The organism is Polaribacter sp., assembly GCF_051251875.1.
Lineage (GTDB): Bacteria > Bacteroidota > Bacteroidia > Flavobacteriales > Flavobacteriaceae > Polaribacter.
In genome coordinates this window covers 20,140-41,983 of sequence record NZ_JBPOGL010000020.1, presented here as the reverse complement: position 1 = coordinate 41,983, position 21,844 = coordinate 20,140, and the positions used below count along the sequence as shown (strand labels likewise).

The window sequence follows — 21,844 nt, the reverse complement described above, 5'->3', positions numbered from 1 at the left end:
TATGAAGTGGATAGATAAATATAGTTTTAAGAACAACCCTTTTCTATTGGCATTTGTAATTAGCCTTGTTGGTTCTTTGCCTTTAGGTTATTTAAATGTGATTGGTTTACAAATTTTAGTTGAGCAAGGTCATGTGGCTATTGTGTCCTTTATTTTTGGAATTATTGCTATTGAGTTTTTTGTACTTAAAATAGTGAGTTTTGCTGCCAACTGGTTGGTAAACCAAAAAAAACTATTACTAGCAATTGATGTTTTTACAATCTTATTTTTTTTGAGTATTGCTTTGTATTTTATGAGTAATATTAATAATAATGAGAGTTTTAGTGTATCACAATTACAATTTGCAAAATACCCCTTTCTATTAGGGGTGGTTTTAAATGGTTTAAATGCTATTCAATGGCCTTATTGGTCTGGTATTTACATTTATATTTTCCGTACAAATTCGCTTAAAACAACTAAAAAAGCTAATTATATATTTATTATTGGCGCCTTGATTGGTACAGGATTAGGTATGTTGCTTTTTGCATATACGGGACATTATATTTTGGTTGAAAATAATATAGAAATTACACAGTATCTCAATCCGGCTTTCGCTTTGTTGTTTTTGATATTGACAAGCATTCAAATAGTAAAAATGTTTATTCATCAAAATAAAATAGTAAAGGAAAGGAATACAACAAGGCTTTAATTGGCAAACAATAATATTTAAAAAACACAAAAATAAACATGAAACCAAGAGAAATTTTCATCGCATTAGCAACATTTATTATACTTACCATTGGGATAACTTCTCTATTTTGGAAACCCGTTTTATGGAGTTTCATTGTCTTTTTGCCACTGTTAATCATCGGTATCTATGATATTACTCAAAAAAAACATGCCATAAAAAATAATTTTCCGGTAATAGGAAGGTTGCGATATCTTTTAGAATCTTTTCGACCAGAAATTCAACAATATTTTGTTGAAACCGAGACGGAAGGTACACCTATAAACCGCATGTTTCGTTCGCTCATTTATTCTCGAGCTAAAAATACAAACGATACCACGCCTTTTGGAACTAAATCAGATGTTTATCGTGTTGGTTATGAATGTATGGCGCATTCCATGTATCCAAAGCATCATGATGAGGTAGAACAAAATCCAAAAGTTTTATTCGGAGGAAAAGACTGTAAAAAACCTTATAATGCAAGCATCTTAAATATATCTGCGATGAGTTTCGGATCCTTAAGTAAAAATGCTGTTTTAGCCTTGAGCAAAGGTGCTAAATTAGGTGGTTTTGCGCATAATACCGGAGAAGGAGGTATAAGTCCATACCATATAGAAGGTGGTGGCGATTTAATTTGGCAAATAGGAACTGGATATTTTGGTTGCCGAACAAAAGATGGAAATTTCTGTCCAGATACTTTTGAGAAAAAGGCTATAAGTAACCATGTAAAAATGATTGAAATCAAACTTTCACAAGGTGCAAAACCGGGTCATGGAGGTATTTTGCCAGCATCAAAAAATACTGAAGAAATTGCTAAAATTAGAGATGTAGAACCTCATACAGAAATACTTTCACCAACATATCATACCGCTTTTAAGAATGCAGAAGGTTTGTTGCATTTTGTGCAGCAATTGCGAGAACTTTCAGGAGGAAAACCTGTTGGATTTAAACTTTGTGTAGGGAGTAAAGAAGAGTTTATTGAAGTTTGTGAAGCCATGAAAAAAACACAAATTTTACCTGATTTTATTACGGTTGATGGAGGTGAAGGAGGTACAGGAGCAGCACCCGTTGAGTTTACAAACTCAATAGGGTTACCGCTGCGTGAAGGTTTATCTTTTGTAGTAGATAGCCTAATCAAATATGACTTCAAAGACAATATTAGAGTTATTGCTTCCGGTCGCGTTTTTTCGGCATTTCACATGATTCGATTAATAGCTTTAGGTGCCGATACAGTAAATAGCGCGCGTGCTATGATGATGGCAATTGGTTGTATTCAAGCGTTGCAGTGTAACTCTAATACTTGTCCGGTGGGGGTAGCAACTCAGGATAAAAGTTTAATGAAAGGTTTAGACGTTAATGACAAATATGTTCGTGTAGCCAATTTTCATAAAAGAACCGTAGATAGTTATTCTGAAATGATTGCTGCCGCAGGATTGAGTCATGGTGATGAGATTCAGAGAAAACATATTTTATATCGTACTGGTCCTAATAAAATGGTAACTTATGAAGAATTATATCCAGAAATTAGATTCTAAAAAAATACATGATGGACAAAGCACTTTATTTTATGCCAGACATTAGTGGGTTTACAGATTTTGTAAATCACACAGAAGTAGAGCATAGTATTCATATTATTTCAGAATTGCTTGAAATTTTACTTGATAATAATACCATAGATTTAAAATTGGTTGAAATTGAAGGTGATGCGTTGTTTATGTATGTTACAAATATTCCGAGTTATGAGGCGTTACATCAGCAAATAAAGTTGATGCATGAAGCTTTTCATAAACACACGCAAAGTTATGATACCATGAGAATCTGCAATTGCGGTTCTTGCCGAACAACCACAAATTTAAAGCTTAAATTTTTGGTGCATTATGGTGATTTGAATTTTATTAAAGTGAAACAAATTGTGAAACCTTATGGAAGGGAAGTGATAAAAATTCATAGGTTGCTAAAAAATAGTATTTCTTCAAATGAGTATATGTTGTTTACAAAAGCTGTTTATGAATTATATACGGGAACCATTGATAAAGGTTGGAATAAGGATACAGAAATATACGATTTAAAAAGTCTCGATTATTTCTATAAAAACCTAGAAAAAGTAAAAGTTAATAGTACAGCGTTAAACCCTTTATTAGAAGGAAATATAGCGACACCTATTTTAACAATAGAGAAAACATTTAATGCCAATATTCAAGATGTTTTCACGTATATAAGCGAACTTAAATATAGGCATCTTTGGGACAAAGAAGTGAAGAGAATTGAATTTGATACCAGCAAAATAAACAGAATTGGCACAGAACATAATTGCGTTTTAAATTTTGGAAACATGAAGTTTGAAACCATTACCGAACCTTCTTCCGACGATTTAACGTATGGCGAAAGAACCAAAGAAATGCTGTTTACAGATGCCTTTTCATACTTAATTAAGCTTCATAAAATAGACCAAAATACTACCACAATTGTTCTAAATATTTCTATCACTTTTTCTACAGTTGGTACTTTTATGAAAAATACCATCCTAAAAAAGGTGTCAAAAATGTGGAATCTAAAATTAGTGCAATTAGAAAAATTATCAAAAAATAAAATTCAACTTTAATTATTACACCTATTCGTATTCCCAATTAATTATGATTACTACAAGTATGAAAAGCCAAATATCTTTAGCAGCGCTTTCAAGCTCATTATTGCTTACTGTAAAATTAAAGAAAGATACAACCTTAGTAGAACACCAATTAAGATTTTTATCTTTAAAAGAATTACAGCATCAATTGAATAACGATACAGCCAAAAAGGCATTTTGGATCAATATATACAATGCGTATTTTCAGTTATTGTTTAATTCTGGAAAAACGAAACGGAAAACTATTTTCACAGAGAAATTTATAGAAATTGCTCAAAATAAATTTAGTCTAGATGATATTGAACATGGTATTTTAAGAAGGTTTTGATGGAAGCCTGGTTTTGGTTATCTATCATATCCTTTTGTATCAACATTAATTAAAGATTTAGCAGTTCAAACAATTGATTATCGCATTCATTTTGCTCTAAATTGTGGTGCCAAAAGCTGTCCGCCCATAGCTTTTTATACTCCAGAAAAATTGGATGAAGAATTAAACTTTGTCACGGAATCATTTCTTGTTTCTGAAACCACTATTGATGAGAAAAATAAAACCGTATCTACATCAAAATTACTGTATTGGTACTGTGGTGATTTTGGTGGTTACTTCAAAATAAAAAAGGTGTTGAAAGATGTTTTAAATCGAGATTTTACAAATTATAAACTCTTATTTAAGGAGTATAGTTGGGAAACCCAATTAAACAATTTTATGTAATATAAAAGTTTTGATTTTATTTTAAATGATTTTTAGAAATGACAATTTTTAATACATTTTGATGTTCATTTTACCTGTCGTTTCATCAAAATAGAAATACTTTAAGTAGATCCACAATAACAAGTAAATTAAAAAAAAGAGTACAGATTGTCAGGATTTTAACATTGGTACGTCTATTCACAAAATAATTTATAGTTTATAAATGCAACTTACTTTTCAGACCTTATGGCAAAAAATTAAACAACCTTTTAGACAAGGTATCAGTGGAACTCAAATTGCAAAAGCCATCATTGTTAGTTTATTGGTTACTGTGTTCCCAATATTTGGCGTCACTACAATTCTTCTAACTTTTTTAGCTGTTAAATTGAAGCTTAACTTACCAATTATGATTGTGGTTAGTTATGTAGCAACCCCTTTACAGTTTCTGCTTTTTATGCCATTTATTCATCTGGGAGAGACTATTTTTAATGCAAAACACACGCTTTTAACAGTTTTAGAAATTAAAAATGCTTTTGAATCCTCGTTTTTTAATACTATAAAACAGCTTGTTTTTGAATTAGTTTGTGGTATAAGTGGTTGGTTAGTATTGGCGTTACCAATTGCTTTATTGAGTATTTTGTTCATAAATAAAATAGACGTATCTAAAAATAAAACAGTCTGATGTTAATTTTTTTAAAGAATTTTTTCATGTTGATTTTAAGTTTTTCTCAAAAGAAATTAATTTTTCAAATTTCAAATTTTAATAAATTATAGTATATGCAACTCACAAAAAATGTAGGCTATCTAGGTCTTTTAGGAGCAATATTAGTAGGAGTAGGTGAATTCTATTTACATTATTCTCCTCATATTTTAGAGAGCTCAACAGATTATGAGTTTTTCAAATATGTATCACTTAAAAACTTAACAACAGGGCATTTTCTTTCCGTTATTGGTTTGCCTTTTTATTTTGCCGGTTATATTCATATATACAGAATGCTTAAATCTGGTAACGAAACATTAGCTAGAATAGTTTTAGGATTGGGTTTTGTATCTTTTGCAATAGGAGGTATTTGGATTGGTTCTCGTGCTTCAATAGGGAATATTGTTCATCTAAAAGACGCTTTAAATGTAGAGAATTATAAAATTCTTATAGACAATTATACCAATCATTTAGAGGTTCTAGTAAAAGCACTACGTATTGTTATAGCGTTACTTTCCATAGTTTTTGTTATAGCAATATTAAAAGGAAAAACCTATTATAAAAAATGGATGGCCATTTTTAGCCCTATAGCCATTCTTTTATTATTAGTAATCTTAGGGAAACTTATACCGTCAATTGGTAAATATATGTTGCCAATATTAATGAATGTAACACATTTTATACTCTTTTCACTTTCACTTTATCAATTAAATAAACGAACTAAAAACAAAAGCAATGTCTAGTAAAAAAACAAAGAATGTAACAAGCATCTTTAAAAATATCTTTAAGATTATAGGAGTTGTACTACTAGCACTTATTGCTGTGGTCATTTATTTTTTCTGGAATGATGCCGTTTCAGATAAATATGATACCACTGTAAGTGAAGATAAAATACCCAGATTTGCTCAAGTAGAATTAGATTTTATCCATCAATATAATGGCGATAAATCGCTTCCAATTGCACCTTCTGCGTTAATAGATATTGATAATGATAACGTTGATGAAGTATTTTTTGGAGGAGGAATGGATCAGGAAGATGTTATTTTAGCATTTAGAGATAACAAATTTGTAAATATTTCTTCTGAAGTTAATTTACCTAAAAAAGGAACTTTAACCACAAGTACGGGTGTAGTTTCAGTAGATTTTGACAATAATGGATTTACAGATTTGATTTTAAGTCGTGAAGATGGACTTCGAATTTACTACAATTTTGATGGTAAATTCACCGAAAAAGTTATTGATACACCAATAAATGAAAAATCTATCCCGGCAGGGTTAACTGTTGCAGATATTGACAAAGATGGTGATTTAGATATTTTTATGTCTACATATCTAAAAAAGAATTTGATGGAAGGTCAAACCATTTTTGAAGATAAAACTTACGGTGCTACCAGTGAATTATTATTAAATGATGGCCAAGAAAATTTTACCAGCATTACTAAACAAGCAGGACTTGAATATGTACATAATACATTTATGGCTGTTTTTGTAGATATAGATAATGATACCAATATAGACTTAGTTGTAGCACATGATACGGGAGAAGTAAGAACGTATAAAAACAATGGAAATCTTACGTTTACAATGAAAGAGAATCCAACAACCAACAAATTTGCATATCCTATGGGAATTGCTGTTGGCGATTACAATAATGATGGATTGGTAGACTTTATGTTCTCTAATACGGGGAGTACTTTGCCAAGGACGTTGGCAAAAGGAGATGTTAAAGATGCCTCAAAATTTAATGAAAAATGGATTTTATTACGCAATGATGGTCATTTTAAATTTACCGATGTTGCCGCCGAAACTAAAATTGCCGATTATGAATTTTCTTGGGGTTGTACATTTGCCGACATGAACAATGATGGTCTTCAGGATTTAATGGTAGCCGAAAATTATGTAGATTTTGCTCCAAATAAAATATTTCGTTTAAAAAGTCGATTTTTGGTACAAAAAGAAGATGGCACATTTGCACCTACCGAAACGGAAAGTGGCGTTGTAAATCCGCATTTTGGAATTACGGCTTTGGTGAGTGATTTTAATAAAGATGGTTATTTAGATATGATTTGGACCAATATTGATACACCATCATTAGCCTACATTAATAAAGGAGGTGTTAATAATTTTATTCAAATAGATTTAGAAGATGCAGCTAAAGACCAAGGAGCTAAAGTTACTATTACAACTGCAACAAAAACATTAACTGAGTGGTTAGTAACTGGTGAAGGTTTGGCAAGTGACCAAACCGCTTTGTTGCATTTTGGTTTAGGACAAGATACCGAAGTAAAAAAGGTAACGGTACAATATTTAAACGGAGAAACAGACGAAGTAATTAATCCTAAAATCAATACAATTGTAAACATAAAATCTGAAAGAGAAAAACAACAAATTAAAGATTCTATTTCTCATTCAAGTCAAAACTAATTAAGTAGAAAGCATACACGAAATTGTAAAATAACTTAATTTATTTTTAATAAATGACTGTAAAAAAAGGATTGTCTATTGCTATAATAATGCTATTACTCATAGGTGTTTGGGGTACTTTAGGTTTGGTGTGGAATGAAATTCAAACAGGAAATGGATGTCCTAAAATTTGGATTATTCCCGCCTGTGTAATTGTGTTTTTTTGCTTTTTAATTCCACTTATTGCACATATTTTTAATAAATGGAATCGATTGTATTTTGTTTTTACAGGACTTGCATTAACAATTGCCATTGTTGCATCTTTCATGCAATTTACGGGCAATGGAGAATGCCCAAAATTAGATAACGGAACACCAATGTGTTACTTGTCATTCCTTATATTTTCCACATTAATCGGATTAAAAATAACCTTGATAAATAAAGAAAATCGCTAATTTGAAATCGTTTAAATTATTCAAGAAACTAAAATAATAGTAAAAACTAACTAAATGAATACCATACAATTTTTTGGAGCCGATTGGTGTCCAGATTGCCAAAGAGCAAAAGCATATTTAAAAGAAAACAATATTAATTTTAATTTTGTTGATGTTGATTTAGATAAAGAGGCAACGTCTAAGGTTGAAGCAATAAACAAAGGAAAACGGATAATACCTACCATAATTATTAATGATAAACCGTACACAAATCCTGATAATGCCATACTTGCGAATTCATTAGGAATTAACAAAAATGGAAGAGTAGTGCTATATGGAGCAAACTGGTGTCCAGATTGTCAACGTGCAAAAGCATATTTACAAGATAACCATATTAATTTTCAATTTATTGAAGTAGATAAACATGATTGGGCGGCAAAATTGGTTGAAGAAACCAATAAAGGAAAACGCATTATTCCAACAATTTTCATAGATGATGTTGCGTATACCAATCCAGACAATGCTATTTTAAAAGAAGTTTTATCAATTGGTCATGAAACTGAAAAAAGAGTGTATGATAGTATTATTGTGGGCGCAGGAGCTGCAGGATTAACAGCATCTATTTATATTCAAAGAGATCGATTTAATTCATTGATTCTTGAAAAGAAAAACGTAGGCGGTAATGCTTTTCTAACTGAAAAAATTGAAAACTATCCGGGTTTTACAACTATTTCAGGACCAGAACTTACACAAAAAATGGCTGAACAGGCTAAAACCTACGGAGCAAAAATTGAAACAGGAGTTTCAGTAAATGCTATTCAAAAAACAGGAACCACCTTTTCTGTAACCACAAATATGGGGCAATATGAAAGTAAAACGGTGGTATTGGCTTTGGGGTCCACTTATCGAAAATTGGGAATTCCAAATGAAGAAGATTTAATTGGAGCTGGCATTCATTTTTGCGCAACTTGTGATGGTGCATTTTATAGAGATAAGGAAATTATTGTTATTGGTGGCGGAAATAGTGCTTTGGAAGAAGGCGTGTTTTTAGCTAAATTTTGTAAAAAAGTAACTATTGTAAATCGAAATAATGAATTTTCGGCTTCACAGACTTATATTGAAAAACTGCCATCAATTAAAAATATAGAAACCTATATGAACAAAGAGTCTGTTGAGTTTATTAAAAGTGATAAAGGCAATTTCAAAGGACTAAAGATAAAGGATGTGAAATCTGGAGAGACACAAGAATTATATGCTGATGGTGCGTTTATATTTATTGGACTTATTCCAAATACAGATAGCATAAAGGATTTTATACAGCTTAATAAACAAGGTTTTATTACTACAACAGGATTGGCTGAAACTAATGTAAAAGGCATATTTGCCGCTGGAGATTGTAGAGAAGGAGCTATCGCACAAGTAGCGGCAGCAACAGGAGAAGGTGTTTTGGCAAGTTATGGTGTACGTCAATATTTTAAATAGAATATTGCCTTCTCTGTAGTATATAACAGTAGAAAAAATATCAACAAATGTAGTTTTAGACTTAATTAGTAATTTTTTTTCATAATTTTAATAGAACTGTTTTACATGCAACTCTTGTCGTTTTAAGTAGCTTACGGAACCCATCACGCTTATTTTGTATGGAGTAATTACATTTTAAAAACGAAGTGTAAAAAGCAATTATAAACAAAAGAAACGTTTTATTTATAAACCTTACAGATATCTGTAAGGTTTTGTTTTTATAGAGACTACTTTTTCACTTGTTTGCTGATTTTTACAATAATTTGGTTGCAATTTACAAAGCCAATTGATTAAAAAGGATAAAAATATTGATGTGAAACAGGTAAATGAATAGAGCAATATTAGAATAACTCCATCTATTATAATTTCTGTTTTAGCTAAATTGTTGGGGGACATTTACGCATAAACTGATTATTTTATTTGGAGTTTCTTTTTTGCTCAAGATATTCTTAATTTATCGATGTAATGTTGCTCGTGAATAATTTAATTTTTATACGACAACTAAGGACTTATTAAAATTCCTTTTTTACAATTGATTCCCTTTTAATTTTACAAACCACATTTCAATTTTTCCTTTTCCTTTTGCTTCAATTTTTCCACGTTTAACAAAAGTGAAATCTGGGTCGTTTTTTAAAAGCTCATAGGTGTCATGACCGATATTTACTTTACCAACTTCGCCTGAACTTTCCATTCTACTGGCTGTGTTTACTGTATTTCCCCAAATGTCATATTGAAATTTTTTTACACCAACAATTCCGGCAACAACAGGTCCTGTATAAATTCCTACGCGCATTTCAAAAGAAGTTTTTCCTATAGAGTCTAATTCCAATTTACGTTTACAAATAAAATCTTGCATTTCTAATGCGGCTAGAACAGTTTTCTTTACGGAGTCATCTGTTGGCACAGGTAAACCTCCTGCTGCCATATATGCATCTCCAATAGTTTTTATTTTTTCTATACCATATTTTGTTATAATAATATCAAAGGCTTTGAAGCAAGTATTTATCTCTGCCACCAATTCTTTTGCACTCAGTTTTTCACTTGCTTGGGTAAAACCTTTAAAGTCTGTAAAAAGAATGCTTGCCTTATCAAAATCACGGGCATCGGCTTTGCCTTTATCTTTAAGTTCTTGGGCAATTTCTGCAGGAAGAATATTTAGCAAAAGATTTTCTGATCTATCTTTTTCAATTTTAAGAATTGCTTTAGATTTTCGTACAAAACGCAAACGAAGATATAAACCACTTGCCAAAATTAAGATGATTATAGCAATGCCAAATAAAATATTTCTTGTTTTTTCTTCTTGCTGCATTTCCTTTTCATGTGCTGCAGACACCAGTCTTTCTCTTTCTACGGTAGCAATACTGTCTTGAAGTACTAGTTTAGAAAACTCCATTTGTTGTAGTTTTTTGCTAGATGCTTCCGTTTTTATGCTGTCTTTAAATACCATTACTTTTTCTAGATAAGCCACTGCTTCTTTGGTATTTCCTTTTGCTTTAAAGGCTTCATATAGGCAATAGCAAGATTCTTCTTGATCATTTATATCACCCAAATCTTTGGTGAGTGCAAGACTTTTTTTACAAATATTTATAGCCTTTGTGTATTCACCTTTATCAATATAAATATAGGCAATGCCAAACATGGTACCTACCATTCCTTGCACATCATTTATTTCTTCACTCAGTTTTAAACTTTTTTGAAAGTATTCTAAAGCTTTATTAATATTGTCTTTTGCGTTATAAATATCAGCAATACCGGCAAGACCAGAAGCAATCCCTAATTTATCATTGGTATTTTCAAAAAGACGCAAACCTTTCTCAAAATAATCAAGAGACTTGGTAAGATTATCTTGTTGTAAGTATACTTGCGCTATATTTAGGAAGAGGGAAGCGTTGCCTTTTTGATTATTAAGTTCGTTATTAATGGTAATTGCTTTTTGATAATATTTCAATGAATTTTCATATTCCATTTTCGATAAATAGATATTTCCATATTCATTATAAATAGCACTCATTCCATTATTATCTTCAATTTTTTCAAAAATTTTTAAACTTTTTTGATAATAATCTAACGCTTTAAATATGTCTCCATTATCATGGTAGATGTAACCTGTTCTTAGTAATATATTGGCTGCTCCTTTTTTATACTGAATATCTTCTGCAAGTTTTAGCCCTTTTTTATAAGCCTCTAAAGCATTGGCGTATTTGCCAATTCTAAAATAAGTATAGCCAGATAAGTTAAGTGCATCCACACTTCCTTTTTTATAATTTGCATTTTCTGTAAACTTATATAATTTGGCAGCCTGTATAATTGCACTATCGGGATTTGTATAAAAAGAACTTGTATAAATATAATCTGTAAATGCTTTTGATCTTATGGTATCTGAAACAGTTTTGTTGTTCCAAATAGTTAAAAGTGAGTCAAGCGAGTTTTGAGCAGAAAGCTCTAAAATTGAAAAACACAAAAAAAGCAATAGAATTAGTTGTTTCATTTTGATGAAAATAAAATTCGCTGTGTGTTCGCTACAAGGTTTGATGAATCACTAAAGTTAGTAAATAAATTATAAATAGAAAAAAGTAGAGATTTATAATGCGTCAGCCATTAGAATTTATTAAAAGTGCTGCACAAATATAAAAGGAAAACTATTTTTCAGAATTTCTACATTTAATAATTTGCGCTGCAATACTAACGGCAATTTCTAGCGGAGTTTCACTTTTTATAGAAAGTCCTATGGGTGCATGAATTTTATTTAATTCATGAGGAGTAAAACCTTCATCCAACAAAACCTTCCACATAGTTGCTAACTTTGCTTTGCTGCCTAAAACACCCATAAATTTGTAGTTGTTTTTTAATAATTTACTTAATATTAGTTTGTCTTCTGTGTATTTATGTGTCATAATTACCACATAAGTATTCAAACCTTCATCAATAGAATTATGGATATCTTTATAGTTGATAATCAGTTTTTTATGAGGAAAATTATTGTTTTCTAAAGTGTTAAGATTCTTTCTGTTGTCTATTATAATTACATAAAAACCTAGGTTTACCAGCAATTCAGAAACGGCAACACTCACATGTCCGCCGCCAATAATGTATAAGGTTTCTTTAAAATTGAGTTGTTCTTTAAAATACCATTCATTCTCAGAATTTAGTTGATAATTAAACTGAGAATCCATTTTTTTATCAGCAAAAGAAATAGACGTTGGCGTGAGTTGTAAAACTCCATTCAGATTATTTTCTAGACAATTTACAACGTTGTTTACCATAGAAATATGCCTTTTTACCATAGGATAAAAAGCGACAGTTTGTTCGCCAGAACAGATCATTCCAGACCCATTTTTTACATGTCCTTTGTGAATTTGCTTTTTGATAAAAATAGGTGTGTTTTCTTCCTGTAAAAGCTTTTTTGCTTGTTCTACCAAAGAGAATTCCATAACGCCACCACCAATAGAGCCAAAAATAAAACCATCTTTGCTCACTAGCATTTTAAAACCTTTTCTACCTGGAGAACTTCCGGTATTCTGAACAACAACTAACAAATAAACGGTTGTGTTTTCTTTTAGTTTGGATAAGATATGTTGCCAGATAATCATGTAAATAGAGTTTCACTCGCCGCATAATAAATAGCCATAATTGCAGAGAAAATTGCACTAGCTATAAATCGCCAATCGAGTTTTATGTTATTTTGAATCGTATAATTTGCAATATAAGAGATAGGAATATTTACTAAAAAAGAGACCAATGCAATTTGTAATAAACTACTATTTATCACTTCATAATTTCCGGAAAATAATTTGATAAAAGCCAAGTGTCTAAAAATCCAAAGAGGATTAAAATACAAAATAGCCAAACTTGTTTTAGAGATTGTTTTTTTTATTCCTGATAGTTTTGCTGTTTTGTGTTCAATCCAAGAAAAATAATTAGGAATTTCAAAAGCATACACAGTTGCACCAACGCACATCATTCCTAATACTCTATAGATAGAAAATTCTTGTAATAAAAGAGCCGCAATTGTATCTCCGGCGCTATAAATAAGTGCGCCTTTTAAAATATTTTGTTTTGTAAATTGTAAATTACTGAAATTCAAATTTTAAATTTTACCAGCTTCTAAGGTTTTAAAATCTTTGAAGATATGATGATTATTAATCTAGATGTACAAACTATTATTCATTCATAGGGTAGTTTTTCCTAGTTACAATTACCTGAATGATTGTCCGTCTGAGCCTGTCGAATACTTTTTTTAATATGTAACACTTTTCTTCTGCAAGCTCAGAAAGGCATTGTTTATTTTAATTATTTTTAGGTAATAAACCTTTTTTTTAGTCATATTACGGATTTTCATACAATCCCATCAATACTTTTTCCGGTGTAAACGGTGCATTAAATTTTAAACCATAATTAGAATTAAATGCTTTTACAGCTGCCTGAATGGCAAAAAAAGCACCAATGCCGTACATTAATGGAGGCTCTCCAACAGCTTTAGATTTTTTAACAGCCAATTCATGCCCATCCGTTTCTAACGGAATGGTTTCTATGGTTTTTGGTGATGAGAAAATATCTGGAACTTTGTACGTAGATAAAGCGTTTGATACTAATTTTCCGTCGGAATTATAGGCAATTTCTTCTAAAGTCATCCAACCAATTCCTTGTGCTAAAGCTCCTTCAACTTGGCCAATATCAATGCCTATATTCATAGATTTTCCAAAATCGTGTACAATTTTTACGCTATCTATTTCATAATTTCCTCGCAAACAATCTACCGTTACTGTGGTAATTGCGGTTCCATAAACATGATATGCAAACGGATGTCCTTTTTCTTTGCTTTTATCAAAGTGAATGATAGGCGTTGCATAATGTGCATTTTCCGACAAAGCCACTCTTTCTAACATGGCTTGTGTAATAAGTTTTTTCCAATCAATATCCGACTTTTTAGCATCCACAAAAACAAAATTTTCTTTCATTGTTATTTTGTTTTCATCCACAGAAAGAAATTTTGCAGCAACTTTTTTTAACCTTTTTATCAAGGAATTACACGCCATTTCTACTGCTTTTCCGTTTAAATCTGCGGTAGAACTTGCCGCCGATGGCGATGTATTTGCAACACGCGTTGTATTGGTTGTTTCTAATTTTATGAAATCTGTAGAAATGCCTAAAACATCTTGTGCTACTTGCAACATTTTGGTATTTACACTTTGCCCCATTTCTACGGCGCCGGTAGAAACCCCAACACTTCCGTCTTGATAAATATGAATTAATGCTCTTGCGTGATTCATAGGCGTGTTGGTAAATGAAATTCCGAATGCAATGGGCATGAGCGAAATTCCTTTTTTATACAATTGATTTTCTGTGTTAAAAGTTGCTACTTCTTTTGCTAGTTTTTCAAATTCAAATTTTTCCTTGGCTTTAAACCAAGATTTTTTTGCTTGTACTTCTGTGGCTATTTGTCCGTATGAAAATTCATCATTTTCTGAAATTAAATTATTTTCTTGAATTATTTGTTTAGCAACGCCAAGTTCATTGGCCGCCTTTGCAATGGCACTTTCTATTACAAACATTCCTTGCGGACCGCCAAAACCTCTAAATGCGGTGTTTGGAGGTAAGTTGGTTTTACAACTAAAAACGGTTGTTTTTACATGAGGTATAAAATAACTATTGGTGGCATGAAACAAGGTTCTTTCGGCAATTGCCGGAGATAAATCTGCTGCAGCGCCAGAATTTTGTAAAAACTCAGCTTCAAAAGCTTTTATTTTAAAATCTTTGGTCAATCCTATTTTATAAGAAGAAGAATAGGGATGACGTTTGCCTGTCATGCGTAAATCATCATGTCTATTTAAAATAAATTTTACAGGTTTTTTTAGGTGTTGCACTGCAACGGCTGCCATCACCGCCCAAGGCGTTGCTTGGTCTTCTTTACCACCAAAACCACCACCCAAACGAATTACATCTACTTCAATTTTATGCATGGGAATTCCCAAAACTTTTGCCGCAGTTTTCTGAACTTGCGTGGGTCCTTGTGTAGAAGAAGTTATTTTTATACTTCCATTTTCTTGCGGAACCACATAACAACCTTGGGTTTCTAAATACAAATGCTCTTGTCCGTTTGTAAAGGTTTCTCCTTCAAAAATGTGAGCGCAATTTTTAAATGCAGTTGTGGTATTTCCTAAATTAAAAGTACGTGGCGCATTTATAAAACTTCCTTTTTCTTTGGCTTCTTTTGCTGTTGAAATTACAGGCAATTTTTCTATGTTAATGGTTATTAAGGCGCGTGCTTTTTTGGCAATTGCTTCACTTTTAGCAACAATAAAAGCTATGGGCTGTCCACAAAAATGGACTTCATTTTCGGCCCAAAGTGGTTCATCAGGAATAATACCACCAATTTGGTTTTCGCCTAAAATATCTTTATACGTAAAAATTTTTACAACGCCATCTAACATTTCTGCTTGCAAATAGTCTACGTTTTTAATAATTCCATGCGCAACCGGAGAGTCGAAACACAAACCATACAACGTATCTTGTCTTGTAATAATATCATCAACAAAAACCGATTCGCCACGCAAATGCTTAAAACTATCAATATTTTTCATTTTAAGTTTGCCACCTAATTTTTAGATTTTGTGGCACCTAAATATATAAAAAAGAAAGTGATTTAAGCGCTCAGTTTTTTATTTCTGAAGCTATTTCCAGCTTTCCGTTATATCTTTTTTCTTCTGTTCTCGATACAAATTTGCAAAAAAGCAAATTCACTCGAACTGCCAGAAAAAAGGATGCCACTTCAATCTGGGCTAAACTTGTTTGCAAATCTTTTGAAAATCTAAAGTACTAAGCTTCTTTAAAAGAATTCGTTTTTATATTCCCAAAACTTCATAAGGAATAAAACAACATACACTACGGAAATAGAAAACTTGATGGTTGCCGAAGTTAAAAATCCTAGAAAAGCACCAAACGAAGCTTTTATTGCACGGTTTGTGTCTTTACTATCGTATAAAAGTTCTCCTACCAATGCGCCAAAAAAAGCACCAATTAAAATGCCAAACGGAATAGGAGAGAAGAGGCCAACTAGTAGGCCAATGGTGGTTCCGTAAACTCCATATTTGCTACCGCCAAAGCGTTTTGTTCCCATTGCAGGAATAAAATAATCTAGAATCCATATAAGGATTGCAATAGCCAAAGTGATTCCTAAAAAGGTCCAATTCATAGGAATTACGTTGGTTAAATGTAAAAAAAGAAGTCCAAACCAACCTGTTAAAGGTCCTGGTAAAATAGGTAAAAAGGAACCAATAATGCCTAGGAAAACTAAAAGAAAGCCTAGTAATAATAAAAATATATCCATATAAATTTTAATAAATAAACTGATGTAAAGTCAATAATGAACGCAGTTTTCTAATAATATAACGATTATATAAAAGTTTTGTTACAAATATTATCAACTAAAAAATTAGTTCAAACTAATTAATTAGTTATATTTGTGGTATTGAACTAAAAAGATAGTTGAAATTATGAACAAACAATTAACCAAAGCAGAAGAGCAGATAATGCAAGTTTTATGGACTTTAGAAGAAGCGTCTGTAAAAGAAGTAATAGACAAATTGCCAGAACCTAAACCTGCCTACAATACGGTTTCTACAATTATCAGGATTTTAGAAACCAAAGAATTTGTAGGTCATAAACCTTTAGGAAGAGGTTTTATCTATTTTCCAATTATAGAAAAAGAGGCGTATAGTAACCAAAGTTTACACAAATTAATGGACGGGTATTTTGATGGATCTTTTAAAAGTATGGTGTCCTTTTTTGTAAAAGAAAATAAAATGGATGTTGCGGAATTAGAATCCATTTTAAAGGAAGTGAATAAGAAAGAGTAGGCAGTTTTCAGTTGCAGTTGGCAGTCTCAATTGTTTTTAAAAATAAAGTATTGAAACGAATTGTCATTCCGAATGCTACTGAAATTAAAATACTTTTTTAATTGAAAGTATCTAGCGCAGCTAATGAAGAGGAATCTCATAATTATCTGTTTGCATGTGATTTCTCAATCGTCTAAAAAGACTTATTTCGAAATGACGGTGTGATAATAAAAAAATAAAAAAAAGCGATGATCAATTACATTTTACAAGTCATATTATTTCAAGTATTATTCTTGACGGTTTATGATTTCTTTTTAAGCAAAGAAACCTTTTTTACTAAAAACAGATGGTATTTAATAAGTACGCCAATGTTGTCTTTCATTTTACCGTTTATTAAAATACCAACGTTTCAAAAAGCGGTTTCTCAAGAGTTTATTATTTATTTACCAGAAATTGTTTTATCACCAGAAAAAGTAATAGAAAAAACAGCAATGTATCAATCTATAAATGAGGTAAATTATGTAAACCTTATATTTTGGACAGGCGTGGGGCTTTTTTCAATCTTATTTTGTTTAAAATTATTTAAAATAATTAACTTAATTAGAACATACGAAGTTGTAAAAAAGGAGTTTTACACATTGGTTTTACTTCCTAAGCAAACAAAAGCATTTTCATTTTTCAACTTTATCTTTTTAGGAAAAGAAATTCCCGTTTCTCAGCAAAAGCAAATTATTGCACACGAATTTGTACACAGCAAACAAAAACATTCTTTGGATTTATTATTCTTCGAGTTTTTAAAAATTGTCATGTGGTTTAATCCAATGATTTATTTCTATCAGAAAAGAATCACCTTATTACACGAATACATTTCCGATGAAGTGGCTGCAAAATCAGCAAGCAAAGAAATGTATATCAATAATTTACTATCCAACTTTTTTCAAGTTGAAAACATAGCGTTTGTCAATCAATTTTATAAAAAAACCTTACTTAAAAAAAGAATTATTATGATGAAAAAAACACAATCTAAAAAAATGAATCAGTTAAAATATTTGGTATTGATTCCGGTATTGGCGAGTATGTTATTTTATACTTCGTGTACATCTACCGATAAAAAATCTGAAATTGCATTGCTTAAAAACGAAAATGAAGCATTAAAAGATTCGTTGAATGCTATAAAAAGAGAATTAAAAATTACTTCAGGTTTAACTAAGTATCTATCTAAAAAAATATCAAGTCCAAAATCTTCTGATGGCTCAATTTCTTTTATGGAAATAGACAAAGCACCTACTTTTCTGGGTTGTGAGTCTGGAGATAAAGCTTGTTTTTCTAAAGAAGTTCAAAAACATTTTACAAGGAATTTTAAATCAGATTTACCAAATCAATTAGGTTTGGAAGCAGGTAAAAAAAGAGTTTTTATTGGTTTTAAAATTGATAAAGAAGGAAATATTGTAGATGTAACTGCAAGAGCTCCACACCCAGATATTAAAGAAGAAGTGATTAGAGTTATGAATACCTTGCCAAAAATGGGACCGGGGGAACATCATGGAGAAAAACTGATTGTTAAATATTCCTTACCAGTTACTTTACTTGTAGAGTAAAACACCTAACTTCTAACTGATATTATGTAGTTATTTATAAAAAGCTAGTGTGCAGACTCTAGCTTTTTTTGCTTAAATAAGCGATTTTTAAAGTGTTACATGTTTAGAATAAAAAGTCGGTAAAGTTTTGTAAATTCACGCTTTAATTAAAAGTATGTTTTTAAGGTTTTTAGCTTTATTTATAATGATGGTTTTTATCACTTCGTGTGATAAATTTTCATTTACAAAAAACAAGAAGATAGACGTTTTAGATACTATTGTAGATTTTTCTTCGGTAGATACTTTTCCTTCTTTTAATGTTTGTGATGCAATTCTTGATAAAGAAGAAAAAGCAGCTTGCTTTAGAGCAACCATTCATAAAAAAATAGGAGAGGAGCTTCAGAAACATCAACTAACAATAAAAGATTCTATTGATGAAATTATCTATGTAGATTTAATTATTAATGCCAATGGTAATTTTATATTAGACACTATTAAATCTTCTGAAAGAATAAAAACTGAATTACCTCAATTAGATAGTTTGTTAAAAGCTAGTTTGTTAAATATTCCAAAAGTATATCCGGCAATTAAAAGAGGTATTCCTGTAACTACAAAATATAAATTACCCATAAGAATTCAGTTAACAGACTAGTTGTTTTCAGTTATTTTAAAAAAACACACAGTTTGTCATTTCGACTTTTTGGGAGAAATCACATAAAGTTTGTCAGGTTTTGTGTTCTCACTGTTATAAGATTTCTCTCTCCGATGGAAATGACAAACCTGCACGTTATCATTTGTTTCGCTTTTTTAAAAAAAACTACAAAGTTTGTCATTTCGACTTTTTAGGAGAAATCACATAAAGTTTGGCAGGTTTTGGGTTCTCACTGTTATAAGATTTCTCTCTCCGATCGAAATGACAAAAGTTCCCGTCATCATTTGTTTCGCTTTTTTTTTAACACACAGTTTGTCATTTCGACTTTTTGGGAGAAATCACATAAAGTTTGTCAGGTTTTGTGTTCTCACTGTTATGAGATTTCTCTCTCCGATCGAAATGACAAAACTGCCCGTCAACATTTGTTTCGCTTTTTTAGAAAAACATACAGTTTGTCATTTCGACTTTTTAGGAGAAATCACATAAAGTTTGTCAGGTTTTGGGTTCTTACTGTTATAAGATTTCTCTCTCCGATGGAAAAGACAAAAGTTCCCGTCATCATTTATTTCGCTTTTAAAAAAAACATACAGTTTGTCATTTCGACTTTTTAGGAGAAATCACATAAAGTTTGTCAGGTTTTGGGTTCTTACAGTTATAAGATTTTCTCTCTCCGATCGAAATGACAAATCTGCATGGCATCATTTGTTTGGCTTTTAAAAAATATATAGTTTGTCATTTCGACTTTTTAGGAGAAATCACATAAAGTTTGACAGGTATGGGTTTCTCACTGCTATAAGATTTCTCCCTCCGATCGAAATGACAAAAGTGCACGCCATCATTTGATACGCTTTTTTTTAAAAACATAAAGTTTGTCATTTCGACTTTTTTGGAGAAATCACATAAAGTTTGTCAGGTTTTGGGTTCTTACAGTTATAAGATTTTCTCTCTCCGATGGAAATGACAATACTGCATGTCATCATTTGTTTCACTTTAAAAAAAAAAACATACAGTTTGTCATTTCGACTTTTTGGAAGAAATCACATAAAGTTTGGTAGGTATTGGCTTCTCTCTGTTATAAGATTTCTCTCTCCGATCGAAATGACAAAACAGCCCGTCAACATTTGTTTAGCTTTTTTAGAAAAACATACAGTTTGTCATTTCGACTTTTTAGGAGAAATCACATAAAGTTTGTCAGGTTTTGGGTTCTCACTGTTATGAGATTTCTCTCTCCGATCGAAATGACAAAACAGCCCGTCAACATTTGTTTCGCTTTTTTAGAAAAACATACAGTTTGTCATTTCGACTTTTTGGGAGAAATCACATAAAGTTTGTCAGGTATTCGGTTCTCACTGTTATAAGATTTCTCTCTCCGATCGAAATGACAAAACTGCACGTCATCATTTGTTTCGCTTTTAAAAAAAACATACAGTTTGTCATTTCGACTTTTTGGGAGAAATCACATAAAGTTTGTCAGGTTTTGGGTTCTCACTGTTATGAGATTTCTCTCTCCGATCGAAATGACAAATCTGCACGTCATCATTTGTTTCGCTTTTTTAAGCATAAAAAAACTCAAACAAATTAATGTTTGAGTTTCTTTTTTTTTGAAGCGTTAAATTACCTAATTCAACATTTTCCAAAGTTTGTCTTTCAATTCTTGTAAGCCTTTTTGAGCAACAGAAGAAATAAATATAGCTTCTACACCTTCTGGTAATTCCGCTTTTATTTCTGCTTGTAATTCATCGTCTAACATATCTGTTTTAGAAATTGCCAATAATCTGTCTTTATCTAACAACTCTGGATTGTGTTTTTTAAGCTCGTTTAACAGAATTTCATATTCTTTGTTAATATCATCGGAATCTGCAGGAATTAAGAATAACAAGGCAGAATTACGTTCTATATGACGCAAAAAACGATGTCCTAATCCTTTTCCTTCTGCAGCTCCTTCAATAATTCCAGGAATGTCTGCAATTACAAATGTTTGATGATTTCTGTGTTCTACAATTCCTAAATTAGGTTTTAGTGTGGTAAACGCATAATCTGCAATTTTTGGTTTTGCAGAAGTTAAAACTGATAATAATGTAGATTTTCCTGCATTTGGAAAACCAACCAAACCTACATCAGCCAATAATTTTAATTCCATTCTAAACCAGCCGTCTAAACCGTCTATTCCTGGTTGAGCGTATCTTGGTGTTTGGTTTGTAGAAGATTTAAAATTCCAGTTTCCAAGTCCACCTTTTCCACCTTGTAATAAAATTACTTCTTTTTGATGTTCCGTAATTTCTACAATAATTTCATCGGTATCTGCATCTCTAATAATGGTTCCTAATGGAACATCGATGTAAATATCTTCTGCATCTGCACCAGAACTTCTACTTGCACTACCTGCGCCACCGCCTTCTGCTCTAAAATGACGTTTGAATTTCAGGTGAAATAATGTCCACATATTTTTATCGCCACGTAAAATAATGTGTCCTCCACGACCTCCATCTCCACCATCAGGACCACCTTTGGTAATGTACTTTTCTCTGTGTAAATGCACAGAACCTTGCCCACCTTTTCCAGAGGAAGCGTATATTTTTATGTAATCGACAAAATTTCCTTCAGTCATTATTGTTGTTTAATCGTGTAATTGTTTAATTGTGTAATTACTCTGCGAATAGTGTTTAAAAGTTTACACAATTAAACGCTTAAACAGTTAC

General features: G+C 31.3%; 17 protein-coding genes and 1 pseudogene. 12 read left to right on the top strand and 6 right to left on the bottom strand.

Going from position 1 to position 21,844, the window contains the following annotated elements; translation table 11 throughout:
* Position 1: 1 nt before the first annotated feature.
* The 9 genes and pseudogenes from ACSHW5_RS10330 (at position 2) to ACSHW5_RS10290 (ending at position 9,042) form a co-directional block, all read left to right on the top strand.
* Positions 2–688 carry a hypothetical protein gene (locus ACSHW5_RS10330; RefSeq protein WP_435676053.1) on the top strand — a complete coding sequence of 229 codons (687 nt, stop codon included), beginning with the start codon at positions 2–4 and terminating at the stop codon, positions 686–688.
* Positions 689–726: 38 nt separating this feature from the next.
* Complete coding sequence (locus ACSHW5_RS10325) at positions 727–2,241, top strand: FMN-binding glutamate synthase family protein (protein WP_435676052.1); 1,515 nt, start codon at positions 727–729, stop codon at positions 2,239–2,241.
* Between the two features lie 11 nt (positions 2,242–2,252).
* On the top strand, positions 2,253–3,308 hold the full coding sequence (locus ACSHW5_RS10320; protein WP_435676051.1) for a DUF2652 domain-containing protein: 1,056 nt from the start codon (positions 2,253–2,255) through the stop codon (positions 3,306–3,308).
* A gap of 31 nt (positions 3,309–3,339) precedes the next feature.
* Positions 3,340–4,044, top strand: a pseudogene (locus ACSHW5_RS10315) (DUF547 domain-containing protein).
* Between the two features lie 202 nt (positions 4,045–4,246).
* Positions 4,247–4,705: a DUF2062 domain-containing protein gene (locus ACSHW5_RS10310; protein WP_435676050.1), complete on the top strand. Its 459-nt coding sequence runs from the start codon at positions 4,247–4,249 to the stop codon at positions 4,703–4,705.
* 95 nt (positions 4,706–4,800) lie between these two features.
* Entirely contained in the window at positions 4,801–5,466 is a 666-nt protein-coding gene (locus tag ACSHW5_RS10305) for a DUF6796 family protein (protein ID WP_435676049.1), read from the top strand.
* Complete coding sequence (locus ACSHW5_RS10300; protein WP_435676048.1) at positions 5,459–7,147, top strand: CRTAC1 family protein; 1,689 nt, start codon at positions 5,459–5,461, stop codon at positions 7,145–7,147. Before ACSHW5_RS10305 ends, ACSHW5_RS10300 begins: the two co-directional genes overlap by 8 nt.
* A 53-nt stretch (positions 7,148–7,200) precedes the next feature.
* Entirely contained in the window at positions 7,201–7,581 is a 381-nt protein-coding gene (locus ACSHW5_RS10295; RefSeq protein WP_435676047.1) for a hypothetical protein, read from the top strand.
* A gap of 54 nt (positions 7,582–7,635) precedes the next feature.
* Entirely contained in the window at positions 7,636–9,042 is a 1,407-nt protein-coding gene (locus tag ACSHW5_RS10290; RefSeq protein WP_435676046.1) for an FAD-dependent oxidoreductase, read from the top strand.
* Positions 9,043–9,607: 565 nt separating this feature from the next.
* Here the strand turns inward: ACSHW5_RS10290 and ACSHW5_RS10285 are convergent.
* From ACSHW5_RS10285 to ACSHW5_RS10265, 5 genes are all read right to left on the bottom strand, one after another.
* Positions 9,608–11,569 (bottom strand): adenylate/guanylate cyclase domain-containing protein, encoded by a 1,962-nt coding sequence (locus ACSHW5_RS10285; RefSeq protein ID WP_435676045.1) that lies wholly within the window; start codon positions 11,567–11,569, stop codon positions 9,608–9,610.
* 151 nt (positions 11,570–11,720) lie between these two features.
* On the bottom strand, positions 11,721–12,671 hold the full coding sequence (locus ACSHW5_RS10280; RefSeq protein ID WP_435676044.1) for an XdhC family protein: 951 nt from the start codon (positions 12,669–12,671) through the stop codon (positions 11,721–11,723).
* Positions 12,668–13,165, bottom strand: a complete 498-nt coding sequence (locus tag ACSHW5_RS10275; RefSeq protein WP_435676043.1) for a hypothetical protein — start codon at positions 13,163–13,165, stop codon at positions 12,668–12,670. Before ACSHW5_RS10275 ends, ACSHW5_RS10280 begins: the two co-directional genes overlap by 4 nt.
* Before the next feature lie 241 nt (positions 13,166–13,406).
* Positions 13,407–15,662, bottom strand: coding sequence for a xanthine dehydrogenase molybdopterin binding subunit (locus ACSHW5_RS10270; RefSeq protein WP_435676042.1), 2,256 nt, complete (start codon positions 15,660–15,662; stop codon positions 13,407–13,409).
* Positions 15,663–15,907: 245 nt separating this feature from the next.
* Entirely contained in the window at positions 15,908–16,408 is a 501-nt protein-coding gene (locus ACSHW5_RS10265) for a DUF456 domain-containing protein (protein WP_435676041.1), read from the bottom strand.
* 166 nt (positions 16,409–16,574) lie between these two features.
* Here ACSHW5_RS10265 and ACSHW5_RS10260 point away from each other — a divergent pair, with 166 nt between their 5' ends.
* The 3 genes from ACSHW5_RS10260 to ACSHW5_RS10250 all read left to right on the top strand — a co-directional run bounded on the left by ACSHW5_RS10260 (position 16,575) and on the right by ACSHW5_RS10250 (position 19,145).
* Positions 16,575–16,937, top strand: coding sequence for a BlaI/MecI/CopY family transcriptional regulator (locus tag ACSHW5_RS10260; RefSeq protein WP_435676040.1), 363 nt, complete (start codon positions 16,575–16,577; stop codon positions 16,935–16,937).
* Positions 16,938–17,164: 227 nt separating this feature from the next.
* Positions 17,165–18,514, top strand: coding sequence for a M56 family metallopeptidase (locus ACSHW5_RS10255; protein WP_435676039.1), 1,350 nt, complete (start codon positions 17,165–17,167; stop codon positions 18,512–18,514).
* Between the two features lie 184 nt (positions 18,515–18,698).
* A complete protein-coding gene (locus ACSHW5_RS10250) occupies positions 18,699–19,145 on the top strand; it encodes a hypothetical protein (RefSeq protein ID WP_435676038.1) in 447 nt (148 codons plus the stop codon).
* A 1,618-nt stretch (positions 19,146–20,763) separates the two neighbouring features.
* On the opposite strand, the gene obgE is transcribed toward ACSHW5_RS10250, so the two are convergent.
* Complete coding sequence (obgE, locus tag ACSHW5_RS10245) at positions 20,764–21,753, bottom strand: GTPase ObgE (RefSeq protein ID WP_435676037.1); 990 nt, start codon at positions 21,751–21,753, stop codon at positions 20,764–20,766.
* Positions 21,754–21,844: the final 91 nt, after the last annotated feature.

Bases quoted from the DNA above. Each gene is read 5' to 3' on its own strand.
- ACSHW5_RS10285 (WP_435676045.1), bottom strand. From the start codon at position 11,569: ATGAAACAACTAATTCTATTGCTTTTTTTGTGTTTTTCAATTTTAGAG.
- ACSHW5_RS10295 (WP_435676047.1), top strand. From the start codon at position 7,201: ATGACTGTAAAAAAAGGATTGTCTATTGCTATAATAATGCTATTACTC.
- ACSHW5_RS10250 (WP_435676038.1), top strand. From the start codon at position 18,699: ATGATGGTTTTTATCACTTCGTGTGATAAATTTTCATTTACAAAAAAC.
- ACSHW5_RS10300 (WP_435676048.1), top strand. From the start codon at position 5,459: ATGTCTAGTAAAAAAACAAAGAATGTAACAAGCATCTTTAAAAATATC.
- ACSHW5_RS10325 (WP_435676052.1), top strand. From the start codon at position 727: ATGAAACCAAGAGAAATTTTCATCGCATTAGCAACATTTATTATACTT.
- ACSHW5_RS10290 (WP_435676046.1), top strand. From the start codon at position 7,636: ATGAATACCATACAATTTTTTGGAGCCGATTGGTGTCCAGATTGCCAA.
- ACSHW5_RS10330 (WP_435676053.1), top strand. From the start codon at position 2: ATGAAGTGGATAGATAAATATAGTTTTAAGAACAACCCTTTTCTATTG.
- ACSHW5_RS10310 (WP_435676050.1), top strand. From the start codon at position 4,247: ATGCAACTTACTTTTCAGACCTTATGGCAAAAAATTAAACAACCTTTT.
- ACSHW5_RS10305 (WP_435676049.1), top strand. From the start codon at position 4,801: ATGCAACTCACAAAAAATGTAGGCTATCTAGGTCTTTTAGGAGCAATA.
- ACSHW5_RS10260 (WP_435676040.1), top strand. From the start codon at position 16,575: ATGAACAAACAATTAACCAAAGCAGAAGAGCAGATAATGCAAGTTTTA.
- ACSHW5_RS10255 (WP_435676039.1), top strand. From the start codon at position 17,165: ATGATCAATTACATTTTACAAGTCATATTATTTCAAGTATTATTCTTG.
- obgE (WP_435676037.1), bottom strand. From the start codon at position 21,753: ATGACTGAAGGAAATTTTGTCGATTACATAAAAATATACGCTTCCTCT.
- ACSHW5_RS10270 (WP_435676042.1), bottom strand. From the start codon at position 15,662: ATGAAAAATATTGATAGTTTTAAGCATTTGCGTGGCGAATCGGTTTTT.
- ACSHW5_RS10320 (WP_435676051.1), top strand. From the start codon at position 2,253: ATGGACAAAGCACTTTATTTTATGCCAGACATTAGTGGGTTTACAGAT.
- ACSHW5_RS10280 (WP_435676044.1), bottom strand. From the start codon at position 12,671: ATGATTATCTGGCAACATATCTTATCCAAACTAAAAGAAAACACAACC.
- ACSHW5_RS10265 (WP_435676041.1), bottom strand. From the start codon at position 16,408: ATGGATATATTTTTATTATTACTAGGCTTTCTTTTAGTTTTCCTAGGC.